Raw genomic sequence first — 26,713 nt, forward strand, 5'->3', positions numbered from 1 at the left:
AAGTTATTCGTAGCCAGTTCAGTGGGTAAATTCCCTGCCTGCGTATAGCTGCAAACCGTTGTGTGTAACCACAAAAAATAAATAAATATGAAATATGTAATAATATTTGCTATTCTATCTTTCTCTTCTGCTTCTTTTGCCCAAGTTGGTACAAATGGAGATGATAGAAAAGAAGAAGGGCGTCCCGTTAAAGAGTATAACCTTACTCTAGAACAAAAGGAGATGACCCTTGGAGGGGTAACAACCAAAGGTATGACCATAAATGGCAGTATTCCTGGTCCTACATTAGAATTTAATGAAGGTGACCTTGCCATAATCAATGTAACCAATAAAATGGATGTAGAAACGTCTGTACATTGGCACGGTTTAATACTTCCAAATTTCTATGATGGTGTTCCTTATTTAACAACACCACCAATTGAGCCGGGTGAGACGTTTCAGTATAGAATTCCTATCAACCAATCGGGCACCTATTGGTACCATTCACACACTTTATTGCAGGAGCAAAAGGGAGTTTATGGTTCCATTATCATTCAACCTAAAGAAAAGACATTGGATTATGACAAAGATTTGGTTGTGGTGCTTTCTGATTGGACCAATGAAAAACCAATGAATGTATTACGCAACCTTAAACGAAATAACGAATGGTATCAGGTTAAAAAGGGCACATCAGTGCCATTAAGCAGAGTCATTAAAGAAGGTGCATTGGGATCGCAATTTAAGTTTTGGCGTGATAGAATGGGAGGTGCCGATATTACAGATATTTACTACCCTGCTTTTTTAACTAACGGAAAAAAACTCGCAGAATACCCAGAGTTTAAACCTGGTGAGAAAGTAAGGCTTCGTTTTATAAATGCATCGGCATCCACTTATTATTGGATGGATTTTGGTGGTGGTAATCCAATGATAGTTTCAAGTGACGGTATAGATGTAGAACCGGTACATAAAAGCCGATTTCTTTATGCAGTTGCGGAAACCTATGATGTTATTGTTACTATTCCGGAAGGGACTTTAGAAATTACTGCCACGGCACAGGATGGTTCTGGCAATACCTCAATCCGCTTGGGAAGCGGAAAACTTTTCCCAGCAATGGTAATAGACAGACCAGACAAGGTGGCGATGATGAAGCAAATGGCAACAATGGATATGAAGATGGGAGCACCAGCAATGGTGGGCAACAAAAAGAAAAAAACACCAGAGTTTTTGATGCAGAAATATGGAATGAATAAGATGGATATGAAAGACGGCAAGATGAATGATAAAATGAAGATGAAGACGGACGATACGATTGAAATGAAAAAGGACTCAATGCCAATGAAGCATAATATGTCTATGATGCAAAAAGACAGTACCACTTTTGATTACAGTACTCGTAAAACCTATTTCAACTATGATTTTTTAAAAGCAAAGGAAGAAACCACTTATAAGAAAGACATACCGGTTAATGACATTCTGCTCAATCTAACTGGAAATATGCAGCGCTATGTTTGGAGTATGAATGGCGTACCATTGTCTGAAACAGATAAGATTAAAATTAAAGGTGGCGAGGTTACAAGAATCACACTAAATAATATAACAATGATGCATCACCCAATGCATTTGCACGGGCATTTCTTTAGGGTAATCAATGAAAACGGGGAGCGTTCGCCATTAAAACACACCGTCAATGTACCACCAATGCAAAAAGTGGTCATCGAATTCTATAACGAAGAGTACGGCGATTGGTTCTTTCACTGTCACATATTGTACCATTTAATGGGTGGTATGAATCGTGTATTTAGTTATGATACACCAAGAGATGAACGGATGGCGGAATTTCCGGTTGAAAAACTTATACATGAAACTGACCTCTATTATTCGTGGGGATTGGCTCGTGCTGGTTCAAACTTTAATGAACTCTTTTTAACGTCAAGCAATATCAGAAATGAATTTAGTTTACGAGCCGAATTTGATTATAGCCAAAATGCCGAGATAGAAGTGAACTACAATCGATACCTCAATGATTGGGTACGGGTGTATGCAGGAGTAAACACCGAAACTTCAACACCAGATTCTTATGATACGTTTAATACAGTAGGATTAGTTGGTGTTAAATATTTCACACCATATAGATTTAATGTAGATGTGAGTATGGACCATCAATTGCGTCCAAGAATCCGTTTGGATAGAGAGCTTTTACTTTTTCCAAGACTTTTTATAGAAGGCGAATATGAATACAGAGCCGACTTTGGTTGGGTCAATGATTTAGAAAATAATAAATCGTATCAAGGAGAGACCCAATGGCTGGTTGGTGTTTCTTATATCCTTTCTATAAATTTTTCCATCCAAGGAAATTATAATAATAGATATGGCTGGGGGGAGGATTATTAGTAAGATTCTAAAAAAGGCTACACACAACATTGTGTATGAGCAATAGCGGGTTTAGTGCTATTTTGAAACGTAAATCTATAAATCAAAGGTCGGTGCTATCTGACAGTTTAGTGGCTTAAAATCCGCTACTGCTCATACACGAGACCGTTACCCTCAATTGCTCCAAAAAAATGATAACCCAATTTTTATACTCAAGCTAATGATAAGTCTCTTTTTCAGTTTTTTATCTGTTTTTATCTCAAATCTATCAGCTGAGACCAATTTTATTGATTGTTGTAAACTTGATTTATCACCTTTTCAAATAGTTGAAGAAGTATATATAGGTCAGGATAAGAAATTTTTAATAGAAGAACTTAAAAAGGCTAAAGATCATTATATCGATGATTTAAATTACGAAGTGTTCGAAATTAAGGAAAGAACTGAGGTTTTTGGAGAAGAAAAAATTGTTAAAAAGACTTTTTCTTTGTTGGAAAACCAGCTTCATTATGTAGATGTTGAATTTCCAGTTGAGGTAAATGAATTTTTGGATATTGTGGAATCTTTAAAAAATCACAACGGATTTAATTTCATAAATTCTGACTTTAAATATTTCTTCCGCAAGGAACAAGAGAAATGTGAGATTTTTTTTAAAATCAATTCCACCGCGAATGGATATATTTTTATGTTAAGAATGTTTAGTAAGTAAAAGGAGGATTTACTGATATGGTAAACGGTAAATCAATGGATATCGGACTTTTTTGTTTGCCAAGGGTATTAACCAAAAATAATCTGACTCGGACTTTGATAAAAAACGTTCAATTTAAATGTGCTTACTCAGGTCTGTCGCAAAAGAGGGTAACAATATATAAAAACAATGCTTAATTTGTTCTTTAATCGAAAGTCTGTGTTTGCTTGCTTAGCGGATTGTCCTGCGGACAATCCCGCACGCCAGCTCGCACAGTTTTTATACGAGACGTTGTAACACATTCTCCTTATGAATTAACCACAAAATTAAACTTTAGGCAGAATTATGAAAAAAAATATCTTAAATCTAATTTTTATTTTATCATTAATTTTTGGTTGTCAATCAAAAAAAGAAAATGAAAATTCGGACTCCTATATACTTAAAATTAATGAAGACACTGAGTATATAATTTTCGAATCAAGCGCACTATCAAGTGACGACAACGAAATAGCCTTTATTGTAGGATTCCAAATGGAAATTGTAAATGAAAATAACAATCAAAACGCAATAGAGGTTTCTGATTTAGAATATTATACGAAAGCTGCGGTAACTTCTAATACAAGAAGCTTTATTGGTTCTAAACCGAAAGAAGAACTGACTGAATTACGTAAGTTGAATTCTGATTTACCTGAGTCGGTTCATTATGAAGAGATGACTGAAATCATTAAGGATATAAACACTATGTTAAATGAGATTGGCACAAGAGTTACATCTTTAGTTATCACAATCCAATAAAAAAAACGTGTTACAACAACATATAAAAACAATGCTTAAACCTGTCTTGATTCGAAATTCTTTGCTCGCTTGCTCAGCGGATTGTCCTGCGGACAATCACGCACGCCAGCTCGCACAGTTTTTATACGAGACGTTGTGGTTAATTTAAAAAAAAGGAGGTATGAAAATAATGTTAACTATTATTCTTTCACTTGTTTCGGTTTTCGGATACTCCTGTTCTTGTAAAGATTGGTTTGATACATCTGTCCTGGAAAGAATTAATCAAACTGACCAGATTTTTGAAGGAATAGTTAATGAGGTAACTACACTTGACGACAAAACTTTGACTATTGAATTTCTTTTAAAAAGAAAAATAAAAGGAGTTGACTCATTAGATGTAATTGTAATTCAAACCAGTTCAGGAATGTGTGGTTCGGAATTCAAGCAAGGAGAAAATTGGCTTATTTTTTCAAACTCAAATTATACTGGAGTATGTTCTGGGAATTTTCAATTATTTCAAAATTCATTTAGTGAATTTCCCGTGTCAAAAGCTTCAGAGAAATACAAGTTTTACATTTCAAAACTTCAAAAATTCCTAAACGAATTATCGGACTTAAAAACTCAAAGGGAATTTGTGGAATTGGATAAAAATGATATGATCATAGCTAAAGGTGAAATTGGAGCTGATAAAAATCCGGTAAACGGTTGGTTCTATAAGAATTCTGTAATAAAAAACTAACCACAACAACAGTAACCGTTGCACAAGCCTCTAATTCTGCAAAATCAATTTGAAATAAGCCTTTTTCAGGAACTTTAGGCTTCAATTCAGAATCTTAATAACTCAAATGAAGTTGTCTTACAGGTAAGTTTATAAGCTCCTGGAGGAGGTTTTTAAAAGGCGAAAGCGAAGCAAGCTGTCCTGCTCCCGATTTTACCCGTTTTGTTGTGAATTTCAGATATTTTTTGAGGTTATATGCAATGGCGGCCAGGTGCATACATTTGTTTGCCTGGCGAATTCCGATGGTGTTTATTTTCCGTAGGCCCATAAATTCCTTGAGAGTTCCGAAGACAGGCTCCACCGTGCTTTGGCGTTTGCCTTTCATATAACGGCCGCGCCTGCTTTTTATTCGTTCAATATTCCTGTCATACTCCTCGCGATATGCGGTAATGTTGATCCTTTTTTCGTGGCTTTTCCCGATGCAGGCGGTTTTTATGGGACAGCCTTTACAATCTGCTCTTGTAGTAAAATAATTATCCTTTAGGTTTCCGTTTTCCATTTTCTGATTACGGTGAGTTACCTTTTTCCCATGGGGACATAGCCAGTAATTCCCTTCTTTGAAATATTGGAATCCTTCAGGCCCGCCCTTGTAGGTTCCGTGTGGAGGAATGTAAGTGGTGAGACCTTTGTTTTCGAAATATGCATAATTTTCACCGCTGCTGTAACCGGCATCTGCCAGTACATTTTCCCAGATGAGGCCTTCCCGGCGAAGACGTCTGTTTAATCTCCCGGCGGTGTCCTGAAGGTATTTAGTGTCTTTTTTATCTGCGTGGTAGGCTTGTACATCTGTTATCACATTTGTCCTGGTATCAACGGCGATGTTGCACAGATAATTCAGTTTCCTGGCCTTACCGGGTTTGACACTAATCCGCGCATCGGGATCTGTAGGGCTGTAATGGGTTTTGTTACTGGTGTATTTACTGCCTTTGTTTTTTGCGCCGGGTTTCATATCCTGGTCTTCGCTCCATCTTTTGTTTCGGCTCTTGATTTCCTGTAGTTCAGATTTACTGGCCGTTATACTTTGTTGTTCTTTAGGAGCTTTGTTCCCTTTGGCCTTTCGGTCACTGCTGCTTTGCACACGCAGCTTAGAGAGATGCTCCTCGAGATCTTCTGCCGGGACTTTAAGCTCCAGGCTGTCCATAGAAGCATTGGCTTTTACGGGAGCTGAATCTATTGCCTGGGTATGGCCGCTTACCAGTCCTGCTTCAATACATAATTTTAATACCCGGGTGAAAACCTCTTCAAAAATATCATCAGGAAAAAGTTTACGGGTACGGCTTATGGTGCTGTGCCAGGGAAGTTCCTCATCGACATCATATCCCAAAAAATAAAGGATGTCCAGTCGCATGGCGCAGTGGTCCATCACGCCACGATCTGTAGTGATATTCTCAAGATATCCCACCAGGCAGATCTTGAAATACACCACCGGGTCGATACTTTTTTGTCCGCTCCCGCCGTAGAATTTTTGAGTAAGCGGATAGAGGAAATCCAGGTTAAGGGCTTCCTTTAATCTGCGATAAAAATTTTCTTTGGGAATTCGGTCACTCAACCTAAACGAAGTGAAGAGTTTTTCCTGATAGTCTTTTTTGCCTTGCATTCCATGAAATTACCTAATTTCAGTAACTTGTGCAACAGGCACAACATATAAAAACAATGCTTAATTTGGTCTTGAATCGAAGCTCCGTGCTCGCTTGCTAAGCGGATTGTCCTGCGGACAATCACTCTAGCCAGCTCGCACAGTTTTTATACGAGACGTTACATACAATGCCTCCGAAACGGAAAATTAAGTTAAAAGGACTGCGATATGGGAACATTTTTTAATAGAGAAAATAAAAGAATTACGGGGCTGGCTTTAGCAGTCATACTTATCAGTTTGTTAGCCTTAAAATTTATTTTTAACTGGTAAACTTTTGGACTGATAACCAGTACAGATAATTTCCAGATTTACTTACTCATACGAGGGAACCGGAAAATGCGAAGCGGACTGAAAACAGAACGGAGAAAATCGGACTTGCTTACTCCTGCTGATTATGACGTGATCATTAAAACCCAGTGGACTTTACTCGCTCGTGGAAAAGAAAGCGGCTCAAAAAACGTGTTTACTCGGTCGTGTCGGCAAAGTATGTAACAACAGTAACCGTTGCACAACCCTCTAATTCTTCAAAATCCAATTTGAAATAAGCCATTTTCAGGAACTTTAGGTTTCAATTCAGAATCTCAATAGCTCAAATGAAGTTGCCTTGTAGGTAAGTTTCTTAGCTCCTGGAGGAGATTTTTAAAAGGAGGAACCGAAGGAAGCTGGCCTGCTCCGGATTTTACCCGTTTTGTGGTGAATTTCAAGTATTTTTTGAGGTTATATGCAATAGCAGCCAGGTGCATACATTTGTTTGCCTGTCGAATTCCGATGGTGTTTATTTTCCGGAGGCCCATAAATTCTTTGAGGGTTCCAAAAACAGGCTCCACCGTGCTTTGGCGTTTGCCTTTCATGTAACGGCCGCGCCTGCTTTTTACCCGTTCAATATTCCTGTCATACTCCTCGCGATATGCGGTGATATTGATTCGTTTTTCGTGGCTTTTGCCAATGCAGGCTGTTTTTATAGGGCAACCTTTACAATCTGCCCGGGTAGTGAAATAGTTGTCTTTTAGGTTTCCGTTTTCCATTTTCTGATTACGGTGAGTTACCTTTTTCCCCTGGGGACATAGCCAGTAATTCCCTTCTTTGAAATATTGGAAACCCTCCGGTCCACCTTTGTAAGTTCCATGTGGAGGAATGTAAGTGGTGAGACCTTTGTTTTCGAAATAAGCATAATTTTCACCACTGCTGTAACCGGCATCTGCCAGTACATTTTCCCAGATGAGGCCTTCCCGGCGAAGACGTCTGTTTAATCTCCCGGCGGTGTCCTGAAGGTATTTAGTGTCTTTTTTATCTGCGTGGTAGGCTTGTACATCTGTTATCACATTTGTCCTGGTATCAACAGCGATGTTGCATAGGTAATTCAGTTTCCTTGCCTTACCGGGTTTGACACTAATCCGCGCATCGGGATCGGTTGGGCTGTAATGGGTTTTGTTACTGGTATACCTGCTGCCTTTGTTTTTTGCACCGGGTTTCATATCCTGGTCCTTGCTCCATTTCTTGTTTCGGCTCTTGATCTCCTGTAGTTCAGATTTACTGGCCGTTAAACTTTGTTGTTCTTTAGGAGCTTTGTTCCCTTTGGCCTTTCGGTCACTGCTGCTTTGCACACGCAGCTTAGAGAGATGCTCCTCGAGATCTTCTGCCGGGACTTTAAGCTCCAGGCTGTCCATAGAAGCATTGGCTTTTACGGGAGCTGAATCTATTGCCTGGGTATGGCCGCTTACCAGTCCTGCTTCAATACATAATTTTAATACCCGGGTGAAAACCTCTTCAAAAATATCATCAGGAAAAAGTTTACGGGTACGGCTTATGGTGCTGTGCCAGGGAAGTTCCTCATCGACATCATATCCCAAAAAATAAAGGATGTCCAGTCGCATGGCGCAGTGGTCCATCACGCCACGATCTGTAGTGATATTCTCAAGATATCCCACCAGGCAGATCTTGAAATACACCACCGGGTCGATACTTTTTTGTCCGCTCCCGCCGTAGAATTTTTGAGTAAGAGGATAGAGGAAATCCAGGTTAAGGGCTTCCTTTAATCTGCGATAAAAATTTTCTTTGGGAATTCGGTCACTCAACCTAAACGAAGTGAAGAGTTTTTCCTGATAGTCTTTTTTGCCTTGCATACCATGAAATTACCTAATTTCAGTAACTTGTGCAACAGGCACAACATATAAAAACAATGCTTAATTTGTTCTTGAATCGAAACTCCTTGCTCGCTTGTTTTGCGGATTGTCCTGCAGACAATCACGCACGTCAGCTCGCACAGTTTTTATACGAGACGTTAGCGGTCAGGCAATAAAACGACCCGAGAAACAAATCGGGTTATTTTTAAAATATTGTATTTTAGCATTTGCTTAAATAAACAAGTTGACTATCTTTGTGTTTATGGAAAACAATTCTTGCATAAGACAACAAGCGGACATTAAACAAATCAACCGTTGTAAAGACCGAGTTGCAGAACTCAACGGCTCGTTTGACTACTTATCGAACGGACTTGAATTGGCGGGTAACAACGTCAGACTGAAAATCCTGTTCCTGCTTTATGAAGAGAAACAACTTTGCGTTTGCGACCTGAGTGATGTTCTTGGAATGACCATTTCGGCAGTTTCTCAACACCTGCGAAAACTCAAAGACCGAAAACTCATTGAAACAGAAAGGCAAGCACAGACCATTTTCTATTCGCTGACAAACGAATACAAAAACTTGCTTGAACCGTTTTTCATAATACTTGACGAAAACAAAATTTTGGAGACAATATGAAAAAGGACAATAAACTAATCGGAGCAGGAATTTTAACGGCATTCGCTGCTTCTCTATGCTGTATTACACCAGTTTTGGCACTAATTGCAGGAACAAGCGGACTTGCTGCCTCTTTTTCGTGGCTTGAACCTTTCCGACCGTATTTAATTGGTTTGACAATTTTGGTTCTTGGTTTTGCTTGGTATCAAAAACTAAAACCGAAAAAGGAAATAGACTGTGATTGTGAAACTGATGAAAAGCCAAAATTCATTCAGAGTAAAAAGTTTTTAGGAATTGTTACAGCATTCGCAATTGTAATGCTTGCCTTTCCTTACTATGCACATATTTTCTACCCTAAGACAGAAAAACAAGTAATAGTAGTTGACAAATCAAATTTACAGACCGTTGAGTTTACTATCAGCGGAATGACTTGTGCAGGATGCGAAGAACACGTAAACCACGAAGTGAACAAACTTTCAGGAATAATCAAATCAACTGCTTCATACGAGAGTGGAAACGCAATTGTAGAGTTTGACAACTCAAAAACGAATATAGTCGAAATCGAAACAGCAATTAACGGAACAGGATATTCAGTAACAGACAAAAAGGAAAAATAAAATGGAAATAAAATTGCAATCAACAATCACTTGCCCCAACTGCGGACACAAAAAAGAAGAAACAATGCCGACAGATGCTTGCCAATACTTTTACGAGTGCGAAAACTGCAAAACTGTATTGAAACCACAACAAGGAGACTGCTGTGTTTATTGCAGTTATGGGAGCGAGAAATGTCCACCAATTCAACAAGACGAGAAATGTTGCTGACCGAAGAAAAAAAGCCCGAACCGCTAACAATGTATATACAAAATAGGCGAAATAGCAGTAAAATCAAGGCTTTTGGCTCGTATCAATCTTTGTGCTTAACCGAAAGTTTAGTGCTTCGAAATCGCCTACTTTTCATATACTAACCGTTACCAAAAATGCCGCTGACAAACAGAACGCGAGAAAAATAAAAACTAACTCGGATAAATAACTGACCTCTAAAATGTCATTTTTGGAAGGAAAGATAAATTGAATTTTAAAAGAAAAATTGCGACGGATCATTCACTCAAACGGATAAATAAAAGCAACTAAAAACATCATTTTTGAGAAGTAAGAAAATCAGAGTTTGGAAATAAAATGCAGCGGATTTTCTAACTCGAAGCGGACAAAAAAGCGGGCGCAATACTTCCCTTTTTGAGAGGTAATACAATAAATTCTTTAGAAACAAAACGCAGCGGACTAAAAAGCAGAACGACTCACTCGGGTGGGCGGCACATTTGGTAACAATGGTAACCGTTGCACAACCCTCTAATTCTGCAAAATCAATTTGAAATAAGCCTTTTTCAGGAACTTTAGGCTTCAATTCAGAATCTTAATAACTCAAATGAAGTTGTCTTACAGGTAAGTTTATAAGCTCCTGGAGGAGGTTTTTAAAAGGAGAAGGCGAAGCAAGCTGTCCTGCTCCCGATTTTACCCGTTTTGTGGTGAATTTCAGATATTTTTTGAGGTTATATGCAATGGCGGCCAGGTGCATACATTTATTTGCCTGGCGAATTCCGATGGTGTTTATTTTCCGGAGGCCCATAAATTCCTTGAGAGTTCCGAAGACAGGCTCCACCGTGCTTTGGCGTTTCCCTTTCATATAACGACCACGCCTGCTATTTACTCGCTCAATATTTCTGTTATATTCCTCGCGATAAGCTGTGATATTGATTCGTTTTTCGTGGCTTTTACCAATGCAGGCCGTTTTTATGGGACAGCCTTTACAATCGGCTCTTGTAGTAAAATAATTATCCTTTAGGTTTCCGTTTTCCATTTTCTGATTACGGTGAATTACCTTTTTCCCCTGGGGACATAGCCAGTAATTCCCTTCTTTGAAATATTGGAAACCCTCCGGTCCACCTTTGTAAGTTCCATGTGGGGGAATATAAGTAGTAAGACCTTTGTTTTCGAAATATGCATAATTTTCACCACTGCTGTAACCGGCATCTGCCAGTACATTTTCCCAGATGAGGCCTTCCCGGCGAAGACGTCTGTTTAATCTCCTGGCGGTGTCCTGAAGGTATTTAGTGTCTTTTTTATCTGTGTGGTAGGCTTGTACATCTGTTATCACATTTGTCCTGGTATCAACGGCGATGTTGCACAGATAATTCAGTTTCCTGGCCTTACCGGGTTTGACACTAATCCGCGCATCGGGATCTGTAGGGCTGTAATGGGTTTTGTTGCTGGTGTATTTACTGCCTTTATTTTTTGCGCCGGGTTTCATATCCTGGTCCTTGCTCCATTTCTTGTTTCGGCTCCTGATCTCCTGTAGTTCAGATTTACTGGCAGTTATACTTTGTTGTTCTTTAGGAGCTTTGTTCCCTTTGGCCTTTCGGTCGCTGCTGCTTTGCACACGCAGCTTTGAGAGATGCTCCTCGAGATCTTCTGCCGGGACTTTAAGCTCCAGGCTATCCATAGAAGCATTGGCTTTTACGGGAGCTGAATCTATTGCCTGGGTGTGGCCGCTTACAAGTCCTGCTTCGATACATAATTTTAATACCCGGGTGAAGACCTCTTCAAAAATATCATCAGGAAAAAGTTTACGGGTACGGCTTATGGTGCTGTGCCAGGGAAGTTCCTCATCGACATCTTAACCCAAAAAATAAAGGATGTCCAGTCGCATGGCGCAGTGGTCCATCACGCCACGATCTGTAGTGATATTCTCAAGATATCCCACCAGGCAGATCTTGAAATACACCACGGGGTCGATACTTTTTTGTCCGCTCCCGCCGTAGAATTTTTGAGTAAGAGGATAGAGAAAATCCAGGTTAAGGGCTTCCTTTAATCGACGATAAAAATTTTCTTTTGGAATTCGATCACTCAACCTAAAAGAAGTGAAGAGTTTTTCCTGATAATCTTTTTTGTCTTGCATTCCATGAAATTACCTAATTTCAGTAACTTGTGCAACAGGCACACTATGTAAATGCCATGGCCCTAAATCATTAGCCTGAAAAGGGGCCACAGCATTTACACGCAACGTTCTATGCAATTTCGACCGTAACTAAATTAAACTTTTGTTCGTCTTACCAATAATTTATTAAACAATCAAAATGAAAAATAAGAATTTAACTTTAATAATATTATTTATAATCTCAATTTCAGGATATTCTCAGGATTTTGAAAAAGAATTTGACCTTTTACTGAGTAAGGAATATCCAACTTCAGGTCCTGGTGCTACAGCTTTAGTTGGAGTTAATGGAAAAGTCATATACCAAAAAGCTTTCGGAAAAGCCAATTTAGAGTTAAGTGTAGATATGACAGTCAACAGTGTATTGGAAATTGGGTCAATAACAAAACAATTTACTGCCGTTTCCATATTGATGCTTGTTGATCAAGGAAAATTAAAATTAGACGATGAGATTACTAAATATATAAAAGACTACCCAACCGAGGGACATAAAATAACCATACACCATTTACTTTCACATACATCAGGTATTGGCAGTTTTACAGCTTTAGATGAATGGTATGATAATAGAAAAAAGGAGTACACCAAAGAAGAATTTATTGATTTGTTCAAAAAATCACCTATGCTTTATGCTCCCGGTGAGAAATATCACTACAGTAACACTGGTTATTTTTTGCTTAGTGCAGTAATTGAAAAAATTTCTAATAAAACATATGCAGAATTTATTGAAACATACATTTTTAAGCCTTTAGAAATGAGAAATACCTATTATGAAAACAGATCAAGAATTATCCTAAACCGAGCATCAGGTTATGATAATATAAAAGATAGAACAGATGGGGATTTTAATGAAAGTGAGACTGTTAATGGAGAGATGATAAGCTATTCTCATTTCAATGGTGCAGGTGGAATTCTATCAACGGTCAATGATCTTTTTCTTTGGAATAGAGCAATAAGAAATAACAAACTGATTAGTGAAGAAAGTAAAAGAAAGGCTTTTACAAACCATCAATTAATAAACGGAAACAATACAAATTATGGTTACGGCTGGGTTATAGAAGAAATCAATAGTACTTCATCCTTAGAACACAACGGAGGTACTTTTGGCTTCAGGAGCAATAGTATTTATTTGCCAAAAGATGATGTTTTTGTCGTTGTTTTATCTAATCGCACCTATAGCAATCCAGATTATGTTTCAACCAAAATGGCAGCCATTGCAATCAATAAGCCTTACAAAGAAATACATAATAGCACTCCGAATATCGAATCTGAATTACTGCAAAAAATTGTTGGGACTTATGAATTTGATGATGGTTCTATAAGAATAATTTCACAAGAAAATAATGAGTTATATAGTCAAAGACCTAATGGAAATAAAATTAAAATTTATTCGATTGAAACTAATAGGTTCTATTTTCTCAATAGTTTTTCCAATTTAACTTTTAATTTAAATAAAAATAAGCAGCCATCTGTTATGTATGAAAATAGGATCTATAAAAGTAAAGGAGTTAAAGTGAAGTAAAACTGCATAGAACACGGTATATAAAAAATAGCGGATTCAGTGCTAAATCAAAAGTATGTGCATATTAATAAACACCAGTAATTAACCGAAAATTTGTGCTTTTTAACCCGCTACTTTTCATATACCAACACGTTGGCATTAATATAAACCAAACTGAAAATTCATAATGGAAGTTGTTCTTGAAGTTTTAATAATTATACTTTTTCGCTATCCAGGCGCCGGATTACGTTGGGCAGTTTCCCGACTTTGGAAATCGGATAAAACCTTCAAAGACTTTCTTATTGATGATGCTTATATTAATGGAACAATCGGACTTTTATTCCTTGCGGCTATAGTCATTGTTGTACTGACTCTGTCTGGAACAGTCTGAAAAAAATACTAATGCCAACAACGGTAACCGTTGCACAACCCTCTAATTCTTCAAAATCCAATTTGAAATAAGCCTTTTTCAGGAAATTTAGGTTCCAATTCAGAATCTCAATAGCTCAAATGAAGTTGTCTTACAGGTAAGTTTATAAGCTCCTGAAGGAGATTTTTAAAAGGAGAAACCGAAGCAAGCTGTCCTGCTCCGGATTTTACCCGCTTTGTGGTGAATTTCAAATATTTTTTGAGGTTATAGGCAATAGCGGCGAAGTGCATACATTTGTTTGCCTGTCGAATTCCGATGGTGTTTATTTTCCGGAGGCCCATAAATTCCTTGAGAGTTCCGAAGACAGGCTCCACCGTGCTTTGGCGTTTCCCTTTCATATAACGGCCACGCCTGCTATTTACTCGCTCAATATTTCTGTTATATTCCTCGCGATAAGCTGTGATATTGATTCGTTTTTCGTGGCTTTTGCCAATGCAGGCCGTTTTTATGGGACAGCCTTTACAATCGGCTCTTGTAGTAAAATAATTATCCTTTAGGTTTCCGTTTTCCATTTTCTGATTACGGTGAATTACCTTTTTCCCCTGGGGACATAGCCAGTAATTCCCTTCTTTGAAATATTGGAAACCCTCCGGTCCACCTTTGTAAGTTCCATGTGGAGGAATGTAAGTGGTGAGACCTTTGTTTTCGAAATAAGCATAATTTTCACCACTGCTGTAACCGGCATCTGCCAGTATATTTTCCCAGATGAGGCCTTCCCGGCGAAGACGTCTGTTTAATCTCCTGGCGGTGTCCTGAAGATATTTAGTGTCTTTTTTATCTGCGTGGTAGGCTTGTACATCTGTTATCACATTTGTCCTGGTATCAACGGCGATGTTGCACAGATAATTCAGTTTCCTTGCCTTACCGGGTTTGACACTTATTCGGGCATCGGGATCGGTTGGGCTGTAAATAGTCTTTTTTACCTCGCAAAGCAGGAAATTAACTTTTTTCGGTAACTTGTGCAGCAGGCACTTTCTATAAAAACAATGCTAAAACCGGTTTTGAATTTAAACTTCTGGCAAGCTGGCACGAATGATTGGCCTCAGGATAATTACACTCGCCAGATCGCACTTTTTTTCATGGGACGTTATCATTATTAGCTCAAAAAAGAACTTAATGGAAATAGAAGTAAATACCTGTTTTGACTTGTTTATGGAACAATTTCCCACCTTGAGTCCTGAAGCCAAAAAATTTACGCGTTCTTTTTTAACTATACAATCCTATAAAAAAAAGGAATTCCTATATCTAAATGGCGAAGTGCAAGAAGAAATTGCATATATATGCCAGGGACTACTACGGAAGTTTTACGTTAATGAAAAAGGAAATGAAATAATTACAGGTTTTTCTAGAGAAAAAGAATATGCAACCGACTACCCTTCTTTTTTAAGACAAAAACCTTCTAAATACTCCCTACAGTTTCTGGAGCCATCTGTGGTCGTTAAAATGCCTTATAAAAAACTTCAAGAAGCCTACAATAAGCATAAGGCGAACGAAATGTACGGAAGATTAGCAGCTGAAAGAGTGCTCACAAGAGAAACAGACAGAGTTGAAAGCCTCTTATTTGCAAGTGCGGAAGAAAGATACTTGAACTTTTTAGACAAAAACGAAGATATTATCAATAGAATCAGCTTAAGCCATTTAGCATCCTATTTAGGAATTGAAAGACAATCACTTAGTAGAATACGAAGTAAACTTGCAAAAAGAAAATGATTATGTCACATATGTGACAGGTTTGGTGTAAGGTTTACAACTAAATTGCCTTATAATCAGAAAATAGAAAAAATGATTTCAATTACTAAAAGATTTAGAACAGCCCTTATTTTTCAATTTCTTATATATGGTTTATGTGCGTTTGGGCAGGTTGCTACAGCTCAATCTTCAATTCATCAATCAATTCAAGCCAGAACGGATGTAATTTTTGATTCTCTTGTCGAAATCCGAAGAGATCTTCACGAATATCCGGAAGTATCAGAAAATGAGGAAATGACTTCCAAAAAAATAGAAGATTACTTATTGTCCCTTGGATTGGAAGTCAAATCAAATATTGGTGGATATGGAGTAGTTGGTATTTTAAAAGGTACCAAAGAAGGCAAGCGAGTTGCTTGGAGAGCCGATATGGATGCCATGTCTACAGACCTTCCCGACGTTGTTGATTTTAAATCAAAAATTGAAGGTGTAAGACATATTTGTGGACACGATGTGCATACAACAATAGGACTGGGAATAGCAAATGTTCTGTCCAGCCTGAAGGAAAATTTAGAAGGAACTGTATATTTTGTTTTTCAACCTGCAGAGGAAATGAATAAGGGAGCGAGAGGGATGGTAGCCGATGGATTGTTTGAATTAATTAACCCTGATGAAATTTATGGCCTACATATGTCTCCATATCCAGTTGGTACAATAGCAACTAAATCGGCAAATGTATATGCTCATTTTACAATTATGGAAATAGAATATAAAGCTTCTAACGACCAGGATTCTTTAATAGATTATACAAAGGAAATAATGAGGAGTGCTCAAACATATGGACCAAACGCTAAATTTTGGAATAATGAAAATCTATTTAGCCCAGAGTTTGGAGTAACCAGTCCCAATACAATTTATAAAGATTACGTCGCATTGATGAGTAACTTTGCTATAGAGGAATCTAAGGGAAGGGTAATACTAAGAGTATTAGTTGATGCTAGTAATAAAGAAAAATTAAATGAGTATTCGGCATTAATTAAAAATAAGATTGAAACTTCCAGATATTCAGAAGAATTAATTTCTGTAAAATTTAATTTTGAGAATGGAATGCCTGTTATGGAAACACCAATGAATGACCCAGAACTGACAGATGCCACAATGAAAAGTATTTATGATATATACGGGAAACAAAGTATTATTCCGCTTTATGGAGTTCCCCCATTACAATTTAGTGATGATTTTGCCCGTTTTCAGAAATTTATTCCAGGTGTCTATTATTTCTTGGGGGGTTCAAATCCTGACAAAGGTATTGTTGCTATGCCACACACGCCTAATTTTGCTGTAGATGAAGAAGCTATTAAATTTGGAGTTAACTATTTCTCTTCCATAATTGTTGAGAGATTAAAAAAATAAGTCAGTCCGGATTAAATGTAAAGTAAAAGAAACTTACAACGAGTTCTCATTGGGGGGCGCTACTAATGACAACAACATATGCTCTGAAAAGCAATGCTTAAATTAGTCACACATCGAAGCCCTCTTGCTCGCTTGGAGCGCTTGATTATCCTGCAGACAATCAAGCTTGCCAGCTCGCACTGTTTTATACGGGACTTTGTAGCCAATATAGACTGACACGAAAAAAAATTAAAAACTTATGTATATGAAATTTAGACTCTTTCAGTTCTTAATATTTTTAATCCCAATCCTTACATACTCCCAAAAGGCACAATTTCCATCTCCTTCAGAATATTTTTCAGAGCCAAAATCAGGAGTTTTGGTATTAGGCACAATTCATTTTGATTATCCCAACTTAGATGCCATAAAAACAGGAGAAGAAGACCAACTTGATGTATTGAGCGAGAAGAAACAGCGAGAAATTACAGAGCTTATAGATTACATAAAAAGATTTCAACCCAACAAAATAGCCATAGAAGCGTGGGATAGTTTTAAAGCAACCGAAAAACTGAGAAAGTATAAAAAGGGTGATTTTAAAAAGGAGAAAAGCGAACGATATCAATTAGGAATGCGATTGGCAACAGAACTCGATTTAGATACTTTATATTCTATAGATACAGGACCAATGATAGCAGACCTGGCGAATATGGATTCTACCTATGTAGCTAAACTGACGGAGGATTATGATTTTCAAAGCAGTGATCCTTTTCATCAAATGTCAATAGAATACTTTAAAGTTGTAAATAAATTACCGGCGAAAATGAATCTGCTCGAATATTTTAAAAAGTTGAATTCCCTGGAACATCATCAATATGTACTCGGTTCTTACTTAACTGGAGATTTTAAATTAGGTGACCAAAGAGGTGCAGATGTCACTTCCGTCTGGTGGTATAATAGAAATTTAAGGCTTTTTAGAAAAATTCAGGAAATGAATACAAACAATAATGACAGAATATTAGTTATTTTCGGTATTGATCACGCTGCAATTCTGAGACACCTTATTGAATACTCCCCAGAATTTGAATTCATAGAATTTGATAGTTTATAAATAAAAAAGGTGGCTACAACAACATATCCTATGAAAAGCAATGCTCAAACTTGTCTCGACTCGAAATTCCGTGCTCCCTTACGTAGCGGATTGTACTGCGGACAATTACGCGCGCCAGCTTGCACAGTTTTTATACGGAACATTGGCAACAATTAAAATCTATAATAAAATGAAAACTAAAATATATTTATTTTTTCTTCTTGCAATTTTAGTTTCTTGTTCGGATGATGATTCTGAGGAATGTATTGGATACAGATCGGAAAATGTGACAGAGGTAAACTCACCATCCTCAGTAAGAATAAATGAATCGATAGAAATTGAAGTTAAATTCGCGGTCTATAACGGGTGCGGAAAATTTGAAAAGTTTATTGAAAGTGGCAGTGAACAGTCAAAAATAATAGAGGTTCAGGCAAAGTATGAAGGTTGTATCTGCACCGACAATATTCCGATAATAACGGCTATTTATGAATTTACTCCCTCGACAATAGGAGAGTACGAATTGAAATTCAAATCCGGAGAAACGGATTATATTACGGTAAATATAGCCGTGACAGATTAAAACTGTTGCCAACACTAGTAACTGTTGAACAACCCTCTAATTCTTCAAAATCCACTTTGAAATAAGCCTTTTTCAGGAACTTTAGGCTTCAATTTAGAATCTCAATAGCTCAAATAAAGTTGTCGCGCAGTTAAGTTTCTAAGCTCCTGGGGGAGCTTTTTAAAAGGAGAAACCTAAGCAAGCTGTCCTGCTCCCGATTTTACCCGTTTTGTGGTGAATTTCAGATATTTTTTGAGGTTATAGGCAATGGCGGCCAGGTGCATACATTTGTTTGCCTGACGAAAGGTCAATGAAGAGTTTTTCCTGATAGTCTTTTTTGCCTTGCATAGCATGAAATTACCTATTTTCGATAACTTGTGCACCAGGCACAATGCATAAAAACAATGCTATTTTAGTGACGAATCGAAAGCCTGTGTTTACTTGCTGCGTCTGATTTTCCTGCGGAAAATCATCGCTGGCAATCATCGCACTGTTTTTATACAAGACGTTGTAGCAAATTGAAACCAATTCATATTTCTAACCTTTTAATACGAATAAAATGAAACCAAAAATGGTTTTTCTTTTAAGCATCTTTCTATCCCTTTCAATAAGCTGTTCAAAAGCGGATTTGGGCGATCCTATTAATTACGAGTTGATTTTAGAAAATCATCTAAGCTATGATAGTGAAGAAACTATTCCAGAACAAACTCTTGTCTTTAAAAATGAATCTGATCTCAATAATTTCTTACCTGTAATTGAGCAGGTTAATCCTTATCGTGTTGACAACCTAAAAAACCTGGATTTTGATTTCAGTCATAATGATCTGATCCTCATAATTGGGAAATACTACGCATATTGCTGTAGTAAGATCAATATAAATGGCGTGTATAAAGAAAATAACAGTGTCGTGGTAAAATATAAAGAAAGTGGACCTGGAGAGGCCACGGCAGTAAGTCAAGCATATACTGTTCTGAAAATTTCCAAGGAGGACTCGGAATAAAACTTGCTGCAACAGCATATAAAAACAATGCTTAATTTGTTCTCGAATCGAAAGACCGTGCTCCCTTGCTCAGCGGATTGTCCTGCGGACAATCACGCCCGGCCGCTCGCACAGTTTTTATACGGGACGTTACCAACAAGCTAAAAAAAATCAAATAGCTGATAATGCCATTAAAAGAGGTACAAAAAGAATTAAATGGAATGGACAAGCCCGAACTCGTTAAAATAATTTCGGAGATGTACAATAAAATTCCAGCTGTTAAAACTTACTTAGACTTTTTTGCTACTGGAGAAATAGAAAAACTTGCAGCGAAGTATAAAAAGGAAATTGAAAAGTATATTTATCCAAGTGGACGAAATTTGGAATTACGGGAAACTGAAGCTCGAAAAGTAATTCGATCTGTCCAAAAAATGAAGATTACGGAGCTTATTGTGGAATTGGAATTACACTATGTCTCCTGTTGCCTGGAAGTCATTGAAGACTTTGACTATTGGGAGGAAAACTATTATAAAGCAATGGAGAAAATGTTTTATTCTGCATTAAGCGGAATAACTGCATTGGGGATGGAGGAAAAGTGTAATGAACGGATAATAGAAATTGTTAGCAAAGCAAGTGATTCCGATATTGAACTTTCGTATTAGTTCTCAAGAAAGCCAATTGGTAACAACAAAACGAAAAAGAATGAATAAAATAAGGATAATTGGAATTGCTGTTTTATTATGTGGAATAGCAATTAGTCTAATTTTTGCTAATAAAGTTTCGGATATTAGCGGAGCAGTGCTGATCGGTCTAGGTATTGGAGTAGCTTTGACTGGTGGATTTGGGAGAAAGATATAACCAGATTAAAGCGACTGGCTGAGGAAAAAGGAAATAAAACAAAAGAGTTTATCACGATAAATAAAACAACGCTATAGCAGTGTCATTTTGAAACTTCAGGCTGGTTTGCTGCGCATGATTGGGCTGTCCGCAATGCCTCTCGTAATGCTTTTGTACTTCAAGCTCTTGTTAGCCTATGGAAATTCCAAATTGTTCCTGGATTTGAACCTAAGCGAAGTTTATAATTGTTTTCTTTTGATTTTAATTGAATCCAAATTCAGTGAATTTTGCAACTTATCCATATCTGCACTTATTTTCTGTTCCATCACACGGGCATATGTTTGCGTTGTAGATAATTTGGAGTGTCCAAGAAGTTTAGAGACTGTTTCAATAGGAACACCATTAGATAGGGTAACCGTAGTTGCGAAAGTGTGCCTGGCAGAATGGAATGAAAGTTTTTTATTAATACCCAAAAGAGACGCTACTTCTTTTAGATAGATATTGATCTTCTGATTGGAAAATACCGGAAGTAAATTATTTTCGTAGTTAAATTCCTCTGTCTGGTATCTTTCCAAAATAACCATAGCTTTCTCTAATAAAGGAATTTTTACTGGCTGGTCATTTTTAATTCTATGAGTATGTATCCAATATTTCCCGTCGATACCTCGAACAATATTCTTTTCTTTCAGGGCTTTGACATCAGAATACGACAATCCAGTATAACAGGAAAAAATAAACAAATCCCGGGTTTTTCTGTGGCGGTCATTTGAGAAATCAGCAACTTCAAGCTCGTGAAGTTCTGAAGAGGATAAAAATTCTCTATCATATTTTTGAAACTTCAAGGAAAAACGAGTAGATGGATCTTTCTCCAGCCATTCAAGGTTCACAGCAAGTTTAAGCAATTTTTTCAGCCTCTCTAGATGTTTCATAATCCCATTATTTTTAAGGGGCTGTGACCGGTTTATAGAAGAAGTCTTTCGTAAGTATTGATCAAAATCAATTAGAAACCCATATGTAATCTCTTGAAGATAGATATCAGTGGTTTTATACCTGTCTCCCAAAAAACGTTTTAAATATTTCTCAGTAGTATCATAATTTTTTAAAGTGCCCCACTTTAAGGTATCGGGCATTGTAGTTTTGTGATAATCAATAATATCAAGCAGTGATTTCTGTTGTTGGTCCTCTCCTAAAAAGCGGGCTTTGATAGCTTTTGGGGTGATAATCTTATTCTCTATGTGTAATTGAGTATGGCAATCCAGGAGATCTGAGTACACCTGGTCCAGATATTTGTTTAATGCTTTTGCCTGCGGAGTACGGGAATTGGAGCGTTTAGCTCGGGTATCCCAATAGGTAACTTCTATATCTCTTTTTAAACTGATTTCTATGCGCTCCTTATTAACCGTAATTCTGGCATAAATAGGTGCTTTGTTCTTTTTAATTTTTGCTGAATTGATCCAAAAATGGATACTAAAAGTTCTGGAAGTCTTCATTGTGCCTAGCTTTAGAATTTTAATTTGATTTGTTGCGAAAGTCAAATCAATGCTAGATCACGTTGTTAATAAGATCCAATTTATGAAAAAAATTGGTATCAAAACAGGTAACCGTATAGGTAACCTTTGGTTTGAAATTAAAGCCAATTTTATGATTTCAAGAAAAATGTAAACTCTTGAAAATCATAAAATTAGCTATATTTTGGTGTTTATTGACACCCTAATTGTCGGGATGACAGGATTTGAACCTGCGACCCTACGCCCCCCAGACGTATACGCTACCAGACTGCGCCACATCCCGATTTCAGATAATTGAAGAGAATATCTCTTGAAAATCCTATCCTTTTAAAGGAAGTGCAAATTAAGCAGCTTATTTAGAATTTTCAAAGAGATTGAGAGGTAATTTTCTTTCAATCTCAGGAATAATACAATGGGACTTTAACGCCTATGGATTGAAATTTTTAATAGGGATAGAGGTTTCATGCTAAAATACTGCAAATAAGGTGCTAATAGATCCCAAAGGTATCTACTCCCCGCAGCACTTTAATGAAATCCTTGGCTGCCTTTCCTGCCGAGGCCGGATTTTGGCCTGTCACTATTTTTCCTGAAACTATGATCTTCGACATAAAGGGGATCTTAGCTTTCTTATATTTTGCTCCCAGTTCCTTTAAGCGGTCTTCGAGTTTGAAAGGGATATCGGTATATAAGCCCACCAGCTTTTCTTCAGTATTGGAAAAGGCGGTGAGTTCATAACCGGGAAGGAAGTGCGGGTCTTTTTCAGCAGCCAGCAGGAAAGCAGCCGGGCCATGACATACTGCTCCTATAGCTTTATCCTGCTTATGAAATTCCAGGAGAAGATTCGCGTTAATTTCATCCTGGGCAAGATCCCACATGGGGCCGTGACCTCCGGGATAAAAAATGCCATCAAAATCCTCAGCTTTTACTTCGCTTAATTTAACCGTATGACTAAATGCTGCCTGCGCCAGTTCATCCTTTTCAAAACGACGGTTGGAAGCGGAAAGCTCCTCTACCAGCCTGCTGCGAGGGTCTACCGGTGGCTCTCCTCCCTTAGGGCTTGCCAGGGTTACCAGGTAATCCATATCCAGGAATTCATAATATGGTTCTGTAAATTCCCCCAGCCATACCCCGGTGGTCGAATCGATTTTTGGAATTTCTTTATGTGAGGTAAGTACCATTAAGATCTTCTTCATCGTCCAGTATTTTTGATTTCATTCAAATTATAATTTTTACAGCAGACCGGGATGGTTATTATCAAAGATTTAAGACCTTATCAATAAAAAAGCCCGGGAAAAGCTCCCCGGGCGTTAAAGACAAACTGACCCCTCAATCCAATTTGCCTATTGGTTAGGTTGTTTTTATCTGCACAGTGGCAGAAAAAATTAGGTAGAGGAACCGTACCCCTACAGAATTCCTCTATTAATGATGAAATTAAGAAGAGAAAGGAGGAAATTATAACATGAATAGATAATTAACTAGAATTTAACAGATGTTACCATTCTCTCTATTTAAAATATAATTATATGTAATAATTCTTGGAAATCCATTTTAAAAGGTCACCTTTAAGAAATGATGATATTGAAAATGATAAATGAATGGAACTTTTAAATCAAATAAGTAATAGAATAGGAGGTTTAAGGAAAAGATATGCCTATACCATAAATGAAGTAATTGAAGATCTAAACATTTCCCGTGCGGAATACAAGGAAATTGAAAATTCTGGGGCTGGATTACAGGTCGAACATTTGTTAAAATTGGCAAGCCTTTACCAGAAACCTCTTTCTTACTTTTTTCTGAAAGAACCCCTTGAGCAGATGGATGGCAGAATACCTTTTATACCTGTTAAGGCACATGCGGGATTTATAAAGTCATATTCCAATGACCTGATTGAAGATGAATATGATTTCTATAGAATACCGGGGTACTACAGCGGTATTGGATATAAGCTGTTTGAGATCGAAGGGGACAGTATGGCTCCAACTCTGGAATCTGGTGATATTGTTATTTGCCAGGATATAGCTCTCAAAAAACTTAAAGCCAGGGATACTTTGGTTGTAATTACTAAGGAGAAGGTACTTGTGAAAAGATTCATGACACAAACCAGGGATAATATCGTGTTCACAAATGACAACCCATTTGAGGATGAAGAGCTGACTATTCCAAATTCTAAACTTATATTGACATGTTTGATCCTGGGAAAAATAACTAATAAACTCGTGCCGTCACATCAAATGATCTCATCACGTAAAATTGATGAAATGACAGAAGCCCTTGAATTTTTAAAGCAGGAAGTTTCCAGGACAAAAACAGAACTGAAAAAGTAAAGATGCCATAGAACAGGTTAAGTGAGTATGTGGTAGATTAAATGTCAAATTTACATTAAAAATTATGTTAAGATCTTTGCGAATTTTACTTACCTGTAATACTTTAGAGCCAGATTAAAATTACTGAAATGCCACCTTTTAAAATAAATCGCACTGTACTCATGGCTGTGCTTATCTTTGGTATTATGGCTGTAATATTCTATTATTTCCTGACAGCCCAACTCTGATAATATAGGCAGTTACCAAATATTTCTCCACAAGTCCTTCCCTGGATACTATTGACTTCATGCAAAAAAAATGGGCAGCTTATACAACCGCCCAATTATAATAACATATTTTAAAATGTTAGCTTTATCTCCTGCTTCTATTGATCATCAAAATTATTCCTGCCGTTGTAAGCGTGGCTGCAAGAACACTCTTTAACACAAAACTTTTTCGGTTATACCTCAATTCTGCCTTCCAGCCCCTTTCAGCAAATATGTTTGGAAAGGTTCCTTTGGAAATATCATCGAAATATCCTTCAAATACATTGATCCTATCAGCAAGTACCAGTGGTAACCAACGGCCATAGCTGGACTCACTGTATTTAAAAGCATATCTTCTTATGGCACCGCTTAGTCCCGAGGGAGGAACAGAAGTTCCAAAGACTGCAGTAATATTTGGCCTTTCTACAGATTTTAATACCTCGATATTAACCGGTTGTTGCTCTGGTCTTTCCCAGGTATATCCTCTTATTTCCTCATCTGTCCTGGATTTCATGGGGTAGGTGGGGTCATTCTTAGGATCCCTGTCGATTCCCCATCCCTTTATATGGCTATGTTCGCCGCCCCTCTTATTCTGAAATTCTGCCGGGTTGGTTTCATCTGTCATGATTTCTATTTTTAATTAATAATCTTTTTTCACTGCTCATTTTTATGCTGAAGGTGGTATTAAAACCGGTTTTATACAATTATCCAGTTTTGTAGACATTAAATGATAACCTTCTGCCACTTCCTCCAGGGGGATCCTGTGGCTAATAATTTGCTTTGGATCTATGATCCCGTTTTTGACATGCTCTATCAATTTAGGCAAGTGTTTCTTTACCGATGCCTGGTTGGCTCGTATAGTAATTCCTTTATTGACTACATTCCCAATGGGTACAAGAGCATCTATAGGACCGTATACACCCACGATTGAAACAATACCGCCTTTCTTTACCGAATTGATTGCCCAGTGGAGGGCAGTGGTAGAACCTCCCTGCAGCAGTAATTTTCTTCCAAGAAGGGTATTCATTGTGTCACCTGCAGCCTCGCCTCCCACGGCATCTATACAAACATCGGCTCCCAGGGAATCTGTGGTCTTTTTAATGAAAACTACAGGGTCTTCAAGTTCTGTGAAATTATAGACTTCACATTGTGCATAATCCCTTACGAACTCCAGGCGGTAATCATATTGATCTATTACGATCACTCTCCCGGCACCAAAAAGCCAGGAACACTTTGCTGCCATGATCCCTATTGGTCCCGCACCAAATACCACTACGGTATCTCCTTCCTGTATACCACCCATTTCTGCTGCCTGGTATCCTGTAGGTACGACATCTGTGAGCAATACCGCATCATCTGGATCCATCCACTCTGGGATTACTGTTGGGCCAACATCGGCATACGGTACCCTCACATATTCAGCCTGGCCCCCGTTATAGCCACCGGCAGTATGTGAATAACCAAATATTCCCCCTGCTGCTGTAGACTGCGGATTTGCCTCATGACAGTTACCATAAAGCTCCTGTTTGCAGAAAGCACATTTTCCACAGGCTATATTAAAAGGGACCATCACTTTATCACCAACCTTTACTTTTTCTACTGAAGAGCCTACCTCTACGATCTCACCTATAAATTCATGACCAAATACTGAACCTACCCGGGTATCTGGTACAATTCCATGATAAAGATGAAGATCACTGCCGCATATACATGTGCGCAGGACCCGTACTATGGCGTCTTCAGGATGTTCGATCTCTGGATACGGTTGGTCATAATCTGCCCGGACCCGAAAGGGCCCTCTAAAATTCATTGCTAACATAATATTCCTTTTTTGGTTATTATTCTAAATCATCTTCTTCAAACATCTTAATTTCAGGCATTTAAGAGGGGTTCTGAAATTTGCCCCTTCAAATTACAAAATGAAGCTGCCTGTAAAAAGTATTTAACGTGACTTTAGAAATAAGTTAGGAGGAAGCGTTAAGGAAAAGGGGCTATGTTAGGAGTTAGGAGTTAATTCAGTTGTCGGTTGTCAGTTGTCGGTTGTAAAAGGTGGAGAGAGGAAAGTGGAGAATGGATAGTCAGGAGTTGTTATGTTGTAGGGGTTGGGCTTGCCCCTACCCGGAAGGTATCGGTTAAAAAGGTTGTAGGTTGTAGGTTGTAGGTTGTGGGTTGTCGGTTGTCGGTTGTCGGTTGTCGGTTGTGGGTTGTCGGT

Annotated in this window: 24 protein-coding genes, 1 tRNA gene and 1 pseudogene; 16 read left to right on the top strand and 10 right to left on the bottom strand. The window is 37.8% G+C overall.

The window, feature by feature from the left end:
- The first annotated feature begins 87 nt into the window (after nucleotides 1–87).
- The 4 genes and pseudogenes from FHG64_RS17995 to FHG64_RS18010 all read left to right on the top strand — a co-directional run bounded on the left by FHG64_RS17995 (nucleotide 88) and on the right by FHG64_RS18010 (nucleotide 4,547).
- A pseudogene (locus FHG64_RS17995) lies at nucleotides 88–2,381 on the top strand (multicopper oxidase domain-containing protein).
- Between the two features lie 188 nt (nucleotides 2,382–2,569).
- Entirely contained in the window at nucleotides 2,570–3,055 is a 486-nt protein-coding gene (locus FHG64_RS18000) for a hypothetical protein (RefSeq protein ID WP_139067687.1), read from the top strand.
- Between the two features lie 324 nt (nucleotides 3,056–3,379).
- Nucleotides 3,380–3,829, top strand: a complete 450-nt coding sequence (locus FHG64_RS18005) for a hypothetical protein (RefSeq protein WP_139067688.1) — start codon at nucleotides 3,380–3,382, stop codon at nucleotides 3,827–3,829.
- A 160-nt stretch (nucleotides 3,830–3,989) separates the two neighbouring features.
- Nucleotides 3,990–4,547 (top strand): hypothetical protein, encoded by a 558-nt coding sequence (locus FHG64_RS18010; protein ID WP_139067689.1) that lies wholly within the window; start codon nucleotides 3,990–3,992, stop codon nucleotides 4,545–4,547.
- 94 nt (nucleotides 4,548–4,641) lie between these two features.
- On the opposite strand, the gene FHG64_RS18015 is transcribed toward FHG64_RS18010, so the two are convergent.
- Nucleotides 4,642–6,183: an IS1182 family transposase gene (locus FHG64_RS18015; RefSeq protein ID WP_218937521.1), complete on the bottom strand. Its 1,542-nt coding sequence runs from the start codon at nucleotides 6,181–6,183 to the stop codon at nucleotides 4,642–4,644.
- Nucleotides 6,184–6,803: 620 nt separating this feature from the next.
- Complete coding sequence (locus FHG64_RS18020) at nucleotides 6,804–8,345, bottom strand: IS1182 family transposase (protein WP_218937529.1); 1,542 nt, start codon at nucleotides 8,343–8,345, stop codon at nucleotides 6,804–6,806.
- 262 nt (nucleotides 8,346–8,607) lie between these two features.
- Here FHG64_RS18020 and FHG64_RS18025 point away from each other — a divergent pair, with 262 nt between their 5' ends.
- Genes FHG64_RS18025 through FHG64_RS19680 form a run of 3 tightly spaced genes read left to right on the top strand, consistent with a single transcriptional unit; the run spans nucleotide 8,608 to nucleotide 9,786 of the window.
- Nucleotides 8,608–8,982, top strand: a complete 375-nt coding sequence (locus tag FHG64_RS18025) for an ArsR/SmtB family transcription factor (RefSeq protein ID WP_008992945.1) — start codon at nucleotides 8,608–8,610, stop codon at nucleotides 8,980–8,982.
- Entirely contained in the window at nucleotides 8,979–9,578 is a 600-nt protein-coding gene (gene merTP / locus FHG64_RS18030; protein WP_139067690.1) for a mercuric transport protein MerTP, read from the top strand. Before FHG64_RS18025 ends, merTP begins: the two co-directional genes overlap by 4 nt.
- Before the next feature lies 1 nt (nucleotide 9,579).
- On the top strand, nucleotides 9,580–9,786 hold the full coding sequence (locus FHG64_RS19680; protein ID WP_008992943.1) for a GDCCVxC domain-containing (seleno)protein: 207 nt from the start codon (nucleotides 9,580–9,582) through the stop codon (nucleotides 9,784–9,786).
- Nucleotides 9,787–10,375: 589 nt separating this feature from the next.
- Here the strand turns inward: FHG64_RS19680 and FHG64_RS19685 are convergent.
- Both FHG64_RS19685 and FHG64_RS19455 read right to left on the bottom strand, forming a co-directional pair.
- On the bottom strand, nucleotides 10,376–11,461 hold the full coding sequence (locus FHG64_RS19685; RefSeq protein WP_246054184.1) for a transposase: 1,086 nt from the start codon (nucleotides 11,459–11,461) through the stop codon (nucleotides 10,376–10,378).
- Nucleotides 11,462–11,635: 174 nt separating this feature from the next.
- Nucleotides 11,636–11,917 (bottom strand): transposase, encoded by a 282-nt coding sequence (locus FHG64_RS19455; RefSeq protein ID WP_218937530.1) that lies wholly within the window; start codon nucleotides 11,915–11,917, stop codon nucleotides 11,636–11,638.
- A 178-nt stretch (nucleotides 11,918–12,095) separates the two neighbouring features.
- On the opposite strand from FHG64_RS19455, the gene FHG64_RS18045 reads away from it, so the two are divergent.
- Nucleotides 12,096–13,475: a serine hydrolase domain-containing protein gene (locus FHG64_RS18045; RefSeq protein ID WP_139067691.1), complete on the top strand. Its 1,380-nt coding sequence runs from the start codon at nucleotides 12,096–12,098 to the stop codon at nucleotides 13,473–13,475.
- A 477-nt stretch (nucleotides 13,476–13,952) separates the two neighbouring features.
- Here the strand turns inward: FHG64_RS18045 and FHG64_RS18050 are convergent, their stop codons facing one another.
- Nucleotides 13,953–14,852, bottom strand: coding sequence for a transposase (locus FHG64_RS18050; protein WP_317133603.1), 900 nt, complete (start codon nucleotides 14,850–14,852; stop codon nucleotides 13,953–13,955).
- 148 nt (nucleotides 14,853–15,000) lie between these two features.
- Between FHG64_RS18050 and FHG64_RS18055 the strand changes: the two genes are divergently transcribed.
- The 7 genes from FHG64_RS18055 (at nucleotide 15,001) to FHG64_RS19270 (ending at nucleotide 20,445) form a co-directional block, all read left to right on the top strand.
- The gene (locus FHG64_RS18055) at nucleotides 15,001–15,594 is read left to right on the top strand and encodes a Crp/Fnr family transcriptional regulator (protein WP_139067692.1); all 594 of its coding nucleotides are present in this window, start codon (nucleotides 15,001–15,003) and stop codon (nucleotides 15,592–15,594) included.
- 72 nt (nucleotides 15,595–15,666) lie between these two features.
- Nucleotides 15,667–16,983 carry a M20 metallopeptidase family protein gene (locus FHG64_RS18060; protein WP_139067693.1) on the top strand — a complete coding sequence of 439 codons (1,317 nt, stop codon included), beginning with the start codon at nucleotides 15,667–15,669 and terminating at the stop codon, nucleotides 16,981–16,983.
- Between the two features lie 244 nt (nucleotides 16,984–17,227).
- Complete coding sequence (locus tag FHG64_RS18065; protein WP_139067694.1) at nucleotides 17,228–18,070, top strand: DUF5694 domain-containing protein; 843 nt, start codon at nucleotides 17,228–17,230, stop codon at nucleotides 18,068–18,070.
- A 169-nt stretch (nucleotides 18,071–18,239) separates the two neighbouring features.
- Complete coding sequence (locus FHG64_RS18070) at nucleotides 18,240–18,629, top strand: hypothetical protein (protein ID WP_139067695.1); 390 nt, start codon at nucleotides 18,240–18,242, stop codon at nucleotides 18,627–18,629.
- 538 nt (nucleotides 18,630–19,167) lie between these two features.
- Nucleotides 19,168–19,608: a protease complex subunit PrcB family protein gene (locus FHG64_RS18080; RefSeq protein ID WP_139067696.1), complete on the top strand. Its 441-nt coding sequence runs from the start codon at nucleotides 19,168–19,170 to the stop codon at nucleotides 19,606–19,608.
- Nucleotides 19,609–19,772: 164 nt separating this feature from the next.
- Nucleotides 19,773–20,249, top strand: coding sequence for a DUF6155 family protein (locus tag FHG64_RS18085; protein ID WP_139067697.1), 477 nt, complete (start codon nucleotides 19,773–19,775; stop codon nucleotides 20,247–20,249).
- 40 nt (nucleotides 20,250–20,289) lie between these two features.
- On the top strand, nucleotides 20,290–20,445 hold the full coding sequence (locus FHG64_RS19270) for a hypothetical protein (protein ID WP_168191388.1): 156 nt from the start codon (nucleotides 20,290–20,292) through the stop codon (nucleotides 20,443–20,445).
- Nucleotides 20,446–20,663: 218 nt separating this feature from the next.
- Here the strand turns inward: FHG64_RS19270 and FHG64_RS18090 are convergent, their stop codons facing one another.
- The 3 genes from FHG64_RS18090 to FHG64_RS18100 all read right to left on the bottom strand — a co-directional run bounded on the left by FHG64_RS18090 (nucleotide 20,664) and on the right by FHG64_RS18100 (nucleotide 23,125).
- Nucleotides 20,664–21,914, bottom strand: a complete 1,251-nt coding sequence (locus tag FHG64_RS18090; RefSeq protein ID WP_139067698.1) for a site-specific integrase — start codon at nucleotides 21,912–21,914, stop codon at nucleotides 20,664–20,666.
- A gap of 227 nt (nucleotides 21,915–22,141) precedes the next feature.
- Nucleotides 22,142–22,215 (bottom strand) — tRNA-Pro (locus FHG64_RS18095).
- A gap of 205 nt (nucleotides 22,216–22,420) precedes the next feature.
- Nucleotides 22,421–23,125, bottom strand: coding sequence for a type 1 glutamine amidotransferase domain-containing protein (locus FHG64_RS18100; RefSeq protein ID WP_218937531.1), 705 nt, complete (start codon nucleotides 23,123–23,125; stop codon nucleotides 22,421–22,423).
- A gap of 402 nt (nucleotides 23,126–23,527) precedes the next feature.
- On the opposite strand from FHG64_RS18100, the gene FHG64_RS18105 reads away from it, so the two are divergent.
- A complete protein-coding gene (locus FHG64_RS18105; RefSeq protein WP_139067699.1) occupies nucleotides 23,528–24,256 on the top strand; it encodes an XRE family transcriptional regulator in 729 nt (242 codons plus the stop codon).
- 351 nt (nucleotides 24,257–24,607) lie between these two features.
- On the opposite strand, the gene FHG64_RS18110 is transcribed toward FHG64_RS18105, so the two are convergent.
- Both FHG64_RS18110 and FHG64_RS18115 read right to left on the bottom strand, forming a co-directional pair.
- On the bottom strand, nucleotides 24,608–25,126 hold the full coding sequence (locus FHG64_RS18110; RefSeq protein ID WP_139067700.1) for a hypothetical protein: 519 nt from the start codon (nucleotides 25,124–25,126) through the stop codon (nucleotides 24,608–24,610).
- Nucleotides 25,127–25,168: 42 nt separating this feature from the next.
- Complete coding sequence (locus tag FHG64_RS18115) at nucleotides 25,169–26,320, bottom strand: zinc-dependent alcohol dehydrogenase (protein ID WP_139067701.1); 1,152 nt, start codon at nucleotides 26,318–26,320, stop codon at nucleotides 25,169–25,171.
- Nucleotides 26,321–26,713 lie beyond the last annotated feature (393 nt).

This window comes from Antarcticibacterium flavum, assembly GCF_006159205.1.
Lineage (GTDB): Bacteria > Bacteroidota > Bacteroidia > Flavobacteriales > Flavobacteriaceae > Gillisia > Gillisia flava.